Consider the following 12,674-nt stretch of genomic DNA (forward strand, 5'->3'; position numbering starts at 1 on the left):
GCGGATGCCTAAAATGACAAGTGAGGTTCTAACATTCAGTGGCGGGCGCTTGCCCCTGAAACGCCCCGGTGGAGGCCACACCCTTCGGGCCTGGGACGCCGCTGATGAGCAGTTGCTGGAGCAGGTTCTGGAGCGTTGCACGCCGCAGAGCCACCCACGGGTGTTGATCATTGACGACCAGTTTGGGGCTTTGACCCTGGGTCTGGCGCCTTTCTTCCCTGTTTCCTTTGCCGATAGCTGTCTCCTCTCTGAATCCCTGGTTATTAATGCTCCGGCCGATCTGTCTATTCCGGCACCAAAGAGCTGGCTGGAGCTGCCGGAAGGGCCCTTCGATCTTGTTGTTATGAGGATTCCCCGGCAACTGGACTACCTGGCGTGCCTGTTGCGGTGGGTGAACAGCGTTCTGTCACCCGAAGGCAAGCTGATTGCCGGTGGCATGATCAAGCACCTGCCGTCACACAGCGCTGATGTGTTTGGGGAACTGGTCAACACCCGGGAAGTCTGTCCCGCGCGCAAAAAAGCGAGGGTGGTGGTTGCCGCCCGGGGTGAGGATACGTTGCGGGAGTGGCCGAATTTCTGGCGGGGATACAGGTTGTCGTCCCGGTACGAGCTATCGGGTATGCCAGCGGTGTTCGCCAGAGCAAAGCTGGATATCGGTTCGCGGTTGCTGCTGCCGGTCATTGAGCGGAAGATTGCGGATCTCGCCCCTGGAGCACGGGTACTGGATCTGGCTTGCGGAAACGGTGTGCTTGGGCTGACGGCCCTGGCCCGCAATCCGGCGCTTGAGATTGCGTTCGCGGACGTTTCCAGTCAGGCGGTTGCCAGCGCACGTCAAAATATCCTGACGGCTTTCCCGGACGCTGTCGCGAGCTTTTATCACAGTGATGGTATTCCGGAGGCGGCTGACCGTTATGATCTGGTGCTGTTAAACCCGCCATTTCATGAAGGCGGTGTGGTCGGTGACCATATTGCCCTTCGTCTCTTCAGTCAGGTGGCTCGGCACCTGTCCCCTGGCGGATGTATGTTGCTGGTGGGGAATCGGCACCTGGGTTACCACCGCAGTCTCCGTCACTACTTTGGCCAGGTGCGACAACTCGATGCAGACCCAAAGTTTGTGGTGTTCGAAGCCTCTGTTCAGGAGGGTGGCCGGTCGTAACCCATGCGTGCCAGCGTATCAACGATGGTCTGGGTCTGACTGTCGATCTCGATGTTAACCCGGTCGCCGACCGTCATATCGGCAAAGGTGGTTGCCCGCAGGGTCTCGGGGATCAGGTGAACGTTGAAGCGATTATCATTGACGTCGCCAATGGTCAGGCTGGCGCCGTTGATGGCGATGTAGCCTTTGGGAAAGATATAGCGAGCCCATGCCTGCGGCACCTCGAATTCGATGGTGCAATTGTTCTCGGGGCGGTCGATCGCGACGATATCGGCCGTGGTGTGCACGTGGCCGGAGAGGAGGTGCCCGCCGATTTCGTCGCCTATCCGGGCCGCACGTTCGAAATTGATGCGATCCCCTGGCTTCAGCTTTCCCAGGGTGGTCAGGCGCAGCGTTTCCTGCATGGCATCGAAATAAAGATTCTGGCCTTCCTGTCGCGTTACCGTCAGGCAGGTGCCGTCGATGGACACTGACGCACCAATGGTCACGTTGTGAGCCTGATTTTCCGGAAAGCGGATGCTGAAGGTGCTCAGACCGGGCACGGCAGAAATCTCGTCAACGATGGCAATACCCTGAACAATGCCTGTAAACATGTCTCAACCTCGACGACTGGTGTCTGTAGCCGTATAGGGCCACACTTGATGGTCGCAAGGATAGCGATCCTGTGGGTCGGTGCCAAGCCATCGTGACCATCTCAGGTATGCTCAGGCACGCTCAGGCATGTCTCTGTGACTCAAGGATCCGGGCCGTTGGCCGATAAACGGTAAGGGCAGGGTGTCGACGACAGCTATTGGCCCGGTGATCCATGACGGACAATCAACCATGGCAGAGAACGAAAACGTACGTCAGAGAACCAGCGATACCGCGCGTGGAGGAGAGCCCTTGCTGCGTAGGGGGCGGCCCGCGGACCCTCATCCGGAAACGGGTGATGCGGGGCGGGTGGCCGGTGCTGCTACTGCTACTGGTGCTGAAGTTCCTGCCAACCGCCCCGAGCGGGGTGCAACGGCCTCTGCTGGCCGGCTTGAGACTGACGACATTCCAGCGAGCGATGAGTCTGTTAAGGAATCGTCGACGGGTGAGAGCCCTCAGAACATCGAAAAAACCCTGGCGGAGTCGCGTCAACGTAAGCTTCGTTTGATGCTGCGCCAGTGCGACCGTGTGTTGCTGCTGGATTTCGACTTGTTGGCTCTGCCTGACTGGCCGGATAATTACACGCTTGCTGCGGCCCGGCGAAATCGTGACATCTGGCTGTTTGGTGCGTTGTTGGCGGCGGTGGTTTTTCTCAGCGGTATGACCGGCTTTGTGCCAGCGTGGATTGCCGGCGGTGGTTTTGGTGCCTTTGTCATCATCCTGCTACTGGGAGTGCCAGGTGTTCGCCGCCTTTATACGTCGCGGCCCTCGTATCTGGATCTGGTCATCCGCCGTCAGAGGATGATTCGCGACGCACGCAAGCACATCGAACACCTGGAAGGGAAAGAGGGGCTGGTGTGGCAGTGTGCTCGTATGGCCGAGTTTAACTCGGCTCTGAAAGCGACCCGGTTCAGTGAACTGCTGGCATTATCCGAACGGCGGGTATTGGCTCGGAACCTGACCCGGCGGGAACATATTCGTCTTTATCTGATCTATCTTCTGGAGGCTGAGAAAGCTTACGGACGGGCACAGCAGGCTTTTTTCGAGGGGCACCAGCAGGCCATTGACCGGGGCTGGTCATCGGTAGCTGCAGAGCCGGGGGACAGAGCTTGACATAGCTGCCGGTCAAACGTATGTTTCAAACAGACGTTTGCTTAGAGGCACTGATAATAAAATGGCTCAGTCTGATACGGTTGACCGAATTCTTGATGCAGCGGAAGAGCTCTTCGCCGAGCGGGGGTTCTCCGAAACTTCCCTTCGCATGATTACCAGTAAGGCTAAGGTAAATCTCGCTGCTGTCAATTACCACTTTGGTTCTAAAAACGCCCTGATCCATGCGGTGTTTGCCCGCTTCCTGACGCCATTCTCCGCCACGCTGGAGGATGCGTTCGATGATCTGGAGGCGAAATGCGACGGCGAACCGCCAACGTTGAACCAGACTCTATGGGCGCTAACTGAAAGCGCAGTACGCATGCCGCAGCGCAATGAAAAAGGTATTTCCATATTCATGCGTTTGCTCGGCCTGGCCTATACGCAGTCCCAAGGCCATCTTCGGAAATTTCTTGAGCAGGAATATAGCCAGCCGTTCAGCCGCTTTATGCGCCTGCTCAAGGAAGCGACGCCGCAATTGTCCGCGGTCGACCGCTACTGGCGCATTCAGTTCATGCTTGGTGCGACAGCGTTTACCATGTCCAGCAGTGATGCCCTGCGGGATATTCTGCAGAACAAGCTGGGTGTGGAAACCACGGTCCAGGAAATTGCAGCACGACTTGTGCCCTTCCTGGCGGCAGGTATGCAGGCTGATGACGCCATGCTGGTGCCACCTGCCCATAAAACCTCGGTTGCCTGAGTCGCTCGCTCTCGGTTAGGCTTCCGGTTGGTTTGTTCACCGGGAGCCTGACGCCGCATGCCACGTAATCCTGTTTCCATACCTGTTCCCGGAATCGAGATCAGTCTCAATGCGCAAACGCTGACACTGTTTCCTGGCGACACATCAAAGCCTCTCTCCTATCCCGTTTCGACGGCACTTAATGGCCCCGGTGAGCGCCAGAGCAGTGGGTGCACGCCCACGGGCCGGCATTACGTGCGCGCGATGGTGGGTGATGGCCTTCCCCTGAATACCGTATTCATCGCCCGCCGGCCCACCGGGGAGGTTTATTCCGAACAATTGGCGCGTCAGTTTCCCGAACGTGACTGGATACTGTCCAGAATTATCTGGTTATGTGGGCTTGAGTCGGGGAGAAATCGGGGCTCCGGGGTCGATAGTTTTCGTCGGTTCATATACATTCACGGCACACCGGATACCGAACCCATGGGCGTTCCGCGCTCCCATGGTTGCATACGCATGAGGAATGCCGACGTTGCTGACCTATACGACCGTGTCTCGCCGGGCCTGCCCGTCACGATACGATAGCGCCGGCGGTTGTCACTAAACCGGTTGTCATCAAACCGAGGGAAACGATGATCGAAGAAGCACCTTCCATACTCAATACCTGGATTCAGGACTGGAATCTGCTGTCAGAGAGCTGGCGAGTGGGGCTCGTGGTTTTCGCTCTGGTGGCTGGCACCGCGGTGGTTGCCTACATTGCGAGTTTCATCGTGGGCGCCGTCGAACGACGTTTCCAGAAAACCGACAACCTCTGGGACGACGCACTGCTTCACGCTGCGCGGAAGCCAGTGGTCGCGTTCGTCTGGCTGCAGGGTGTGTATTGGGCGGCAGAGGTTGCTCACCACTACTCGGAAGCCGAAATCTTTTCAGTCAATCAAACCATTTTGCAGATTGGCTTTGTTTTCCTGCTGGTCTGGACGCTGCTTCGGCTGATCAAACAGGGGGAACAGATTCTCGCTTCTCCGCTGAAGATGAAAAAGCCGATGGATTACACCACGGTCAATGCGGTGAGCAAGCTGTCCCGGACCGTTGTTATCATCACCGCGGTATTGATTGCCATGCAATCCCTTGGTTACAGCATATCCGGGGTGCTGGCCTTTGGTGGTGTTGGTGGTATCGCTGTGGGCTTTGCCGCCAAGGATCTGCTGGCCAACTTTTTTGGCGGGTTCATTATCCATCTGGACAGGCCATTCAAGGTCGGCGACTGGGTTCGCTCTCCCGATCGTAATATCGAGGGCGTGGTGGAGCACATCGGCTGGCGGCTGACTACGATTCGCACCTTTGACAAGCGCCCGCTCTACGTGCCGAATGCTGCCTTTACGACCATTGCCGTAGAAAACCCCTCGCGCATGCACAACCGCCGTATCTCTGAAACCATTGGTATACGCTACGTGGATGTCAGTGGCATGGCTGAGGTTGTGGCGGACATCCGGTCCATGCTGGAGAACCACGAGGACATCGACCAGGACCAGACCCTGATCGTGAATTTCCTGGCCTTTAACGACTCGTCGCTGGATATCATGGTTTATACCTTTACCAAGACCATCGAATGGGTGAGGTTTCATGAGGTCAAGCAGGACGTACTGCTGAGGATTAGCGAGATCATTGAAAGCCATGGTGCCGAAGTTGCCTTTCCGACCCGCACGCTTCACCTGCCTGACGGGGTGCGTGTCGCGTCGAACGGCAAGCCGGCAAAAGGTCGTAGCGATTCGGATTCGTCAGATGAGGCCGTTGACGAAGATGTTGAACAGGGACGTGCGCCTGTTTCCGGAAGCGAACACTCTTCGGAAACACGTGGCGATAGTAACCAGGCGGACGGGGACTGATCATGGGTGTGAATAACCAAGTTGCCCCCGTGGGAATCATCGGGGGAACCGGGCTCACGACGTTGTCTGGGCTGGAAATCACGGGTGAGCGGGTTGTCGACACGCCCTGGGGTGAGCCGTCGTCGGTTTTGGTGGACGGCCTGCTCGGGGATCAGCCGGTGGTGTTCCTGTCTCGCCACGGAAACCCTCACCGTATTCCTCCGCATCAGGTGAACTATCGCGCCAATCTCCATGCGCTCCAGCAGGCGGGAGTACGTACGGTGGTCGGTGTTAATGCTGTTGGCGGGATCCATGCCGATATGGGGCCTGCCCATATCGTGATTCCCGATCAGATCATTGACTACACCTGGGGCAGGGCGAGTACGTTCTTTGAGGGCGAGTTGGAGGAAACCACGCACATTGACTTCACCTTCCCATATTCAGAGTTGGCCCGGGCGCTGTTGATTGATGCAGCTCGTACAGTGGGTTGTTCGTTCTCGGATTTCGGTGTTTACGGTGCAACACAGGGGCCCAGACTGGAGACCGCAGCGGAAGTACGTCGCCTTGAGCGGGACGGCTGTGACCTTGTCGGTATGACGGGAATGCCGGAAGCGGCTCTGGCGGCTGAACTGAAGATGAATTACGTGTGCCTGGCGCTGGTGGTTAACCGCGCGGCAGGGAAGTCGGATCACATCATAACGATGACTGAGATCGAGGTCGCTATCGACCAGGGCATGTCCGGCGTCAAGCGGATCCTCGAAATCGCCATTGGCGGGCTTGGAGCCCTTACTCCTCAACCTTCTTGAAAAACACCAGCACGCCAATGGTGGGGGAGTCGAGGAAATGGACTTCCTCGCTGCGCATGCGGCGTGTTTCCCGTATCCAGGTGATTAACTCCGCCTTTGGCTGACTGGCGCTGGAAACCTGCGTCTGATCTGCTCTTGCAATGTCGCCACCCGTTGCCATTGAGGCCAGCGAGTCCCGGGCTTCATCGTTTTCGAGGGCAGGCTGGTCATTGCCCGTAGCTTCCTGCCCAGCACCGTCGTCCATTGGCTGATTGTTACCGCTTGCCGTCGCTGCTTCGTCTGAACTCTGGCTGAGCGTGGTCTGTTGCAATGACAGGGGCTGCCAGTGGTTGAGGTGGACATCCACGTGGAGATAGCGTTGTCGATCGATGGTGATATGGCCTTCCACTTCCCGGAGCCCGGCATCGGCCAGCCAATCGCCAATAGCGACCTTCAGGGGTTCTCCGTCAAAGTCAGGGGGGAAAGACTGGTACCACCCTGTGGCCAGGAGTATCCGGAAGCGGCCACTGTTTTCCAGTCGGTTGGCGGCTGTCCGCAGGTGAAGCTGGCTTCGCGGGACCAACTGTCGGGTGGTTTCCGCGGTTCCGTTGCGATCCACGGCTCGAAGTATTTCGGTGATGTCCAGGTTGGTCGGCTCTGGAATTCGGTTGGCCATTTTCTCGTTGACATCGGCCGGATCGACGATCCTTTCGAGGATTACGAACTCAGCCCGGTAGTAGTCTTCACGGGGAGGCTGGGCCTGTGACGCAGCGTTGTCGCGTCCCTGTTCTTCGGATGTTGCGCCTGCGGCGGGCCCGGATGATTCCTGGGCTGACACCCAGGGTGACAGGGCCAGCAGGGCCGCCAGAAATAGGGCGCGTGTTCCGTACAACGGTTTACCGGGCGTTCGCAAGGGCATTGCTCCAATGTTCCTGTGATCATCAGGGGGCGCTGAACCGGTTGTTTCAGGAGGCCAGCTGCCCCAGCATGTCGGAAATGCCGTCGAGTTTACCACTGGTTGAGGCATCCTTCAGCCGGAAACGGAAACTGTTGGCGCCTTCCAGCCGATACTGGTCTGGCGAGGATTGCACTTTTTTAACCAGAACCAGCGGATCCACTGGCGTAGAACTGCCGAATTCCAGCCTGGCCCATTCTTTTCCGGCGTCCACCTTCACGATTCCCAGGGCTTCCGCGTGGATTCGGAGCTCGGACTGTCGAATCAGGTTTTTTGCCGGTTCCGGTAATAGTCCGAAGCGGTCGATCATTTCAACCTGAAGTTCTTTTAATCCATCTTTGTCGTTCACGCTGGCGATTCGCTTGTAAAGCATGAGCCGGTTGTGGACATCGGGCAGGTAATCCTCGGGGATCAGCGCTGGTATGCGAAGGTTCATTTCCGTGCCGTGGCTCAGCGGCAACTCGGCATTAGGCGTTCTGCCGTCGCGTATTGCTTCCACGGCTTCGTCCAGTAGCTGCATGTAAAGCGTAAAACCAATGCTTTCGATCTGGCCGCTTTGCTCTTCTCCCAGCAACTCCCCGGCGCCGCGAATTTCGAGGTCGTGGGTGGCCAGCATGAAGCCGGCACCCAGGTCCTGCGCTTCCGAGATGGCTTCAAGGCGCTTTTTCGCGTCGGCGGTGATGGACCGGGGTGGTGGTGTCAGCAGATAGGCGTAGGCCTGATGGTGAGAGCGCCCGACACGGCCGCGGAGCTGGTGCAGCTGTGCCAGCCCGAACTTGTCCGCGCGCTCGATGATAATGGTGTTGGCGCTGGGAATGTCGATGCCGGTTTCGATAATGGTGGTGCACACCAGCACGTTGAAGCGCTTGTGATAGAAGTCCGACATGATCTGTTCCAGCTCGCGCTCGCGCATCTGGCCATGGGCAACGCCCACGCGTGCTTCCGGGATCAGTTGGCGCAGATCCTCGGCGGTTTTCTCGATGGTGGCCACATCGTTGTGCAGGAAGTACACCTGGCCGCCCCGCAGCACCTCCCGCAGGATGGCTTCCTTGACCATGGCCTCGTCCCGCTGTCGCACAAAGGTTTTTACCGACAGGCGTCGCGCGGGGGGCGTGGCGATGATCGACAGATCCCGCAGGTGCCCCATGGCCATGTTGAGGGTGCGGGGGATCGGTGTGGCGGTCAGGTTCAGCATGTCCACCTCGGCACGCAGGGCCTTCAGACGTTCTTTCTGCTGGACGCCGAACCGGTGTTCTTCATCGATGATCACCAGGCCCAGGTTCTTGAACTTGATGTCACCCTGGAGCAGCTTGTGTGTGCCGATAACAATATCGGCTTTGCCGGCTTCGATGGCGGCCATCGCTTTGGTGGTTTGCCCGCCGCTCCGGAAACGGCTGAGTAGCTCGACATGGACGGCGGTATCCGAGAAGCGGTCGCGGAAGGATTCGTAATGCTGCTGCGCCAGCAGGGTGGTAGGCACCAGCACAGCGACCTGCTTGCCGGAGTATGTCGCCATGAAGGCAGCGCGCATGGCCACTTCGGTCTTGCCGAAGCCAACATCGCCACAGACCAGGCGGTCCATGGGTTTTTCACTGACCATGTCCTCGAACACAGCCTCAATGGCCGCCTGCTGGTCCGGGGTTTCCTCAAAGGGGAAACCGGCGGCGAAGGCACGGTAGGCTTCTTTGGGGTCTTCAAAGGCAAAGCCCTTGCGGGCCTCCCGGCGCGCGTAGACATCCAGTAGTTCCGCTGCAGTATCGCGGATTTTCTCCAGAGCCTTTTGTTTGGCGTTGCTCCAGCGATCCGTGCCCAGCTTGTGCAAAGGCGCGTGATCAGTATCCGAACCGGTATAGCGGGAAATCAGATGCAGGCTGGAAACTGGTACATAGAGTTTCGAGCCGCCGGCGTATTCCAGCATCAGGAATTCGCTGGCTTCGCCTTCAACGGTAATGGTTTCCAGGCCCTGATAGCGGCCAACGCCATGGTCTATATGAACCACCGGCGCGCCAATGCGTAGCTCGGACAGGTCCCGGTAGCCGGCATCGTCGGCCTCGGTTGGTTTCTCCCGGCGCCGCCGCTGCAGCACCCGTTCACCGAAGAGGGCTGTTTCCGTGATCAGAGCGAGGTGATGGTCAGGCAATAGCAACCCATATTCCATGGGTGCGACGGTAATGCCGAGGGTGGCGGGCGGGTCGCTGACAAAGGCCTGCCAGTTTTCCAGAGTCGACAGTTTGAGGCCATGGTCAGCCAGGTTCTCAATCAGCGCCTCACGTCGGCCAGAGGACTCCGCACAGATCAGGACCCGACCGTGGAACTCACTGATAAAGCGCTTGAGGCGCCCAGCCGGGTCTGCGGCACGGCCATCCATCGCAACATCGGGCATGACGTCGGTCTGGCAATTGCGGCCGCCGCTGGACTCAGTGGCTTCCGTGGTCATTGTTACCCGGGGAAATCCCTTGAGCAGGCCGAACAGCTCGTCCTTCTGGAGGAAAAGTTCTGCTGGCGGCAGGATAGGACGCATCCGGTCGTGGCGACGGTCCTCGTAGCGTGCACGGGTGTCGGCGTCGAAGGCGCTGGCGGCCTCGTTAAGTCCGGATGCTGTGAATACCAGGGTTTCGCCGGGCAGGTAGTCAAAGAGCGTTGCCGTCTGGTCGAAGAACAGGGGTAGATAGTACTCGATCCCCGGCGGTGTAATGCCGTGGGTGACGTCCTGGTAGATCGGGGCGTCTTTATCGGCATGGGGAAACTGCTCAAACCACCGGTTACGGAACCCTGAGCGGGCTTCTTTGTGCCAGGGAAATTCGTTGGCGGGCAACAGCTCAATGCGTTCAATTCGGTCGATCGAGCGCTGGGTTTCCGGATCAAAGGTTCGCAGTGTTTCAATTTCGTCATCGAACAGGTCGATGCGGTAGGGGCGGGTGGCGCCCATGGGAAAAATGTCCAGGATAGCTCCGCGCACTGCGTATTCGCCGTGTTCATAGACATTATCGGCGTGCCGGTAGCCGGCTGATTCCAGCTGCATTCGCCAGTTGTCGATATCCAGTGACTGCCCAACCTCAAGAAGCAGAGTGTTGCCCTGCAGGTAACTGACCGGCGGCAGCCGGTGCATCAGGGTGCGGGCGGGCACCACCAGGACGCCGTGGTTTGTGGTTGGCAACCGGTGTAGAGCCCGGATTCGACGGGAGGTAATGTCCTGGTGTGGTGAAAACAGATCGTAGGGCAGGGTTTCCCAGTCGGGCAGCGACAGTAGCTCGAGTCCATCCGGTGTGATGGCCGGTTGGTCTTCATCGGTGGGCAGGCCCAGATAGAATCGCATGGACTGCTCGAGGCGGATGGACTCCTCGGTGCTGCAGGTTATTACCAGTGTCAGGCCCTGATGGGCCCTGGCGCTCTCGCAGATGGCCAGGGCGTCGCTGCTGCCATGCAGTTGCCCCCAGATGCGGTGATCCGCAGCCTTGACAGGTGCGACCGGCGCAACCAGTGCGGTGTGTCTGTCGGAGTGGGCGGCGGCTTGCGTCATGGGCTGGTTCTTTCTCCTGGATGCATTGGGAGCCGGGGAGTGGCGAGGCGCGTATTCTACCGGCCAGAAGTGTCGCTGTCATGACAGCGGTCCAACAGTTACGAAAGGATTAACGGGGTGTATTTGCTGTCTGAGAAATAACGTTGGATAATACTGCCCCAATTTTCCAGGTTCCAACTGCAGAGGTTCAAGCGTGAGTCACGAACAGATCAACCAGCACCTGTCTAACTGGACGGAAAGAGAATCCACTGCGGAAGCCATGATTCCGCTGATCGGTCGCCTCTACCGTAAAAACAATGTGGTCACGTCCGTGTACGGCCGGTCCATTATCAACCAGTCGGTCATCGACATCATCCGCGCACACCGCTTCGTGCGTCAGGTTGAAGACAGCGAACTGTCCGTTCACAACACCCTGCCTATTCTGCAGGCGATGGACAAGATGGATCTCGGGCGTGGCCATGTCGATATTGGCAAGCTTGCGGTGAAGTTCAAGGAAGAAGGTGGGTCTCTTGACGACTTCCTCAAACGTGAGATTGGCCCGATTATCGGCGAGTACCAGACCCAGTCTCAGGAAGATGCCGAAAACGACACCAAGGATGTGGTGCTGTACGGTTTCGGGCGGATCGGGCGGCTGCTGGCGCGGATCATGATCGAAAAGGCCGGTGGCGGCAACAACCTGCGCCTGCGCGCCATCGTGGTCCGTCAGGGTGGGGCAAGCAATGACCTCGAAAAGCGTGCCAGCCTGCTGCGCCGTGATTCGGTTCACGGTCCTTTCAACGGTACGATTACCGTGGATGAAGAGAACTCTGCGCTGATCGCCAATGGCAACTTTATCAAGGTGATCTACTCGCCGGGCCCTGATCAGGTGGATTACACCCAGTACGGTATCAACAATGCGATCGTCATTGATAACACGGGTATCTGGCGTGACGAGGCTGGTCTTGGGCTGCACCTGAAATCCAAGGGCGTCAGCCGGGTTTTGCTGACTGCGCCGGGCAAGGGCGACATCAAGAATATTGTTCACGGCATTAACAACGACTGGATCACCCGTGAAGACAGGATCCTGTCAGCGGCGTCCTGTACCACCAACGCCATTACGCCGGTGCTCAAGGCCATTTATGATGAGTATGGTGTTGAGGACGGTCATGTCGAGACGGTTCACTCCTACACTAACGACCAGAACCTGATCGATAACTACCACAAGGGTAGCCGTCGTGGTCGCAGTGCCCCACTAAACATGGTTATTACCGAAACCGGTGCTGCGAAGGCCGTCGCCAAGGCGCTTCCGGAGTTGAAGGGCAAGCTTTCCGGTAACGCCATTCGCGTTCCCACTCCGAACGTGTCCATGGCAATCCTCAATCTCAACCTGGAAAAAGACGTAACGGTGGAGGGTGTTAACGAATACCTTCGCGATATGGCGCTGCACTCCGAGCTGCAGAAGCAGATTGACTTCGTCAACTCGCCGGAAGTGGTTTCCACCGATTTTGTCGGTTCCCGCCATGCCGGCATTGTGGATGCGCAGGCCACCATCGCCAATGGCAAGCGCCTGATCCTCTACGTTTGGTATGACAATGAGGCTGGTTACAGCGCCCAGGTGATTCGCGTGGTTAATCAGATGGCGGGTGTTACCTATCCGATCTTCCCGAAGCGGGTTAGAGGCTGACGAGCCCAAAAGTGCTCTGAGGCAATTAAGAAACCCCGGTCGTTTTCGCGACCGGGGTTTCTTTTTGGGCCCATGTAAACCACTCTCTGATTACGTTAAGGCACAAACTCCGTAGGGTTTCTGGTGGAAATAGTATTCCTTAATCTCTATAATTGGCGCGATTTTGGGTACGTCTGACACCCGCTTCCCATCGCTTTTCCTTAACCGGATGCCTGGCTGTGATTAACGCCGGTGGATCCGTTGCCCTGGCGCCATCATTCGGTTCAGGCCGG

10 protein-coding genes are annotated in these 12,674 nt (G+C 58.0%); 7 read left to right on the forward strand and 3 right to left on the reverse strand.

The window, feature by feature from the left end:
- Positions 1–13 precede the first annotated feature (13 nt).
- Positions 14–1,156, forward strand: coding sequence for a class I SAM-dependent methyltransferase (locus ACTRWH_RS06075; RefSeq protein ID WP_085680054.1), 1,143 nt, complete (start codon positions 14–16; stop codon positions 1,154–1,156).
- Here ACTRWH_RS06075 and ACTRWH_RS06080 read toward each other — a convergent pair.
- On the reverse strand, positions 1,135–1,749 hold the full coding sequence (locus ACTRWH_RS06080) for a riboflavin synthase (protein ID WP_041333724.1): 615 nt from the start codon (positions 1,747–1,749) through the stop codon (positions 1,135–1,137). The two genes, ACTRWH_RS06075 and ACTRWH_RS06080, sit on opposite strands and share 22 nt — an antisense overlap.
- 229 nt (positions 1,750–1,978) lie before the next feature.
- Between ACTRWH_RS06080 and ACTRWH_RS06085 the strand changes: the two genes are divergently transcribed.
- From ACTRWH_RS06085 to ACTRWH_RS06105, 5 genes are all read left to right on the forward strand, one after another.
- A complete protein-coding gene (locus tag ACTRWH_RS06085) occupies positions 1,979–2,899 on the forward strand; it encodes a hypothetical protein (protein WP_085680056.1) in 921 nt (306 codons plus the stop codon).
- 61 nt (positions 2,900–2,960) lie between these two features.
- The gene (locus ACTRWH_RS06090) at positions 2,961–3,635 is read left to right on the forward strand and encodes a TetR/AcrR family transcriptional regulator (RefSeq protein ID WP_007153921.1); all 675 of its coding nucleotides are present in this window, start codon (positions 2,961–2,963) and stop codon (positions 3,633–3,635) included.
- Between the two features lie 57 nt (positions 3,636–3,692).
- Complete coding sequence (locus tag ACTRWH_RS06095; RefSeq protein ID WP_082040526.1) at positions 3,693–4,199, forward strand: L,D-transpeptidase; 507 nt, start codon at positions 3,693–3,695, stop codon at positions 4,197–4,199.
- 47 nt (positions 4,200–4,246) lie between these two features.
- On the forward strand, positions 4,247–5,500 hold the full coding sequence (locus ACTRWH_RS06100) for a mechanosensitive ion channel family protein (protein ID WP_036204949.1): 1,254 nt from the start codon (positions 4,247–4,249) through the stop codon (positions 5,498–5,500).
- 2 nt (positions 5,501–5,502) lie between these two features.
- Entirely contained in the window at positions 5,503–6,285 is a 783-nt protein-coding gene (locus tag ACTRWH_RS06105) for an S-methyl-5'-thioinosine phosphorylase (protein ID WP_036204951.1), read from the forward strand.
- On the opposite strand, the gene ACTRWH_RS06110 is transcribed toward ACTRWH_RS06105, so the two are convergent.
- Entirely contained in the window at positions 6,266–7,183 is a 918-nt protein-coding gene (locus tag ACTRWH_RS06110) for a CsiV family protein (RefSeq protein WP_075194761.1), read from the reverse strand. The genes ACTRWH_RS06105 and ACTRWH_RS06110 overlap by 20 nt on opposite strands.
- A 46-nt stretch (positions 7,184–7,229) precedes the next feature.
- The gene (gene mfd, locus ACTRWH_RS06115; protein WP_085680058.1) at positions 7,230–10,739 is read right to left on the reverse strand and encodes a transcription-repair coupling factor; all 3,510 of its coding nucleotides are present in this window, start codon (positions 10,737–10,739) and stop codon (positions 7,230–7,232) included.
- A 259-nt stretch (positions 10,740–10,998) separates the two neighbouring features.
- On the opposite strand from mfd, the gene ACTRWH_RS06120 reads away from it, so the two are divergent.
- Positions 10,999–12,402 carry a glyceraldehyde-3-phosphate dehydrogenase gene (locus ACTRWH_RS06120; protein WP_369810894.1) on the forward strand — a complete coding sequence of 468 codons (1,404 nt, stop codon included), beginning with the start codon at positions 10,999–11,001 and terminating at the stop codon, positions 12,400–12,402.
- Positions 12,403–12,674 lie beyond the last annotated feature (272 nt).

The organism is Marinobacter sp. G5_S1_61_S3 (assembly GCF_054968585.1).

Coding starts and splice junctions, on each gene's coding strand:
- ACTRWH_RS06075 (WP_085680054.1), top strand. CDS start 14: ATGACAAGTGAGGTTCTAACATTCAGTGGCGGGCGCTTGCCCCTGAAA.
- ACTRWH_RS06105 (WP_036204951.1), top strand. CDS start 5,503: ATGGGTGTGAATAACCAAGTTGCCCCCGTGGGAATCATCGGGGGAACC.
- ACTRWH_RS06095 (WP_082040526.1), top strand. CDS start 3,693: ATGCCACGTAATCCTGTTTCCATACCTGTTCCCGGAATCGAGATCAGT.
- ACTRWH_RS06085 (WP_085680056.1), top strand. CDS start 1,979: ATGGCAGAGAACGAAAACGTACGTCAGAGAACCAGCGATACCGCGCGT.
- ACTRWH_RS06080 (WP_041333724.1), bottom strand. CDS start 1,749: ATGTTTACAGGCATTGTTCAGGGTATTGCCATCGTTGACGAGATTTCT.
- ACTRWH_RS06090 (WP_007153921.1), top strand. CDS start 2,961: ATGGCTCAGTCTGATACGGTTGACCGAATTCTTGATGCAGCGGAAGAG.
- ACTRWH_RS06110 (WP_075194761.1), bottom strand. CDS start 7,183: ATGCCCTTGCGAACGCCCGGTAAACCGTTGTACGGAACACGCGCCCTA.
- ACTRWH_RS06120 (WP_369810894.1), top strand. CDS start 10,999: ATGATTCCGCTGATCGGTCGCCTCTACCGTAAAAACAATGTGGTCACG.
- ACTRWH_RS06100 (WP_036204949.1), top strand. CDS start 4,247: ATGATCGAAGAAGCACCTTCCATACTCAATACCTGGATTCAGGACTGG.
- mfd (WP_085680058.1), bottom strand. CDS start 10,739: ATGACGCAAGCCGCCGCCCACTCCGACAGACACACCGCACTGGTTGCG.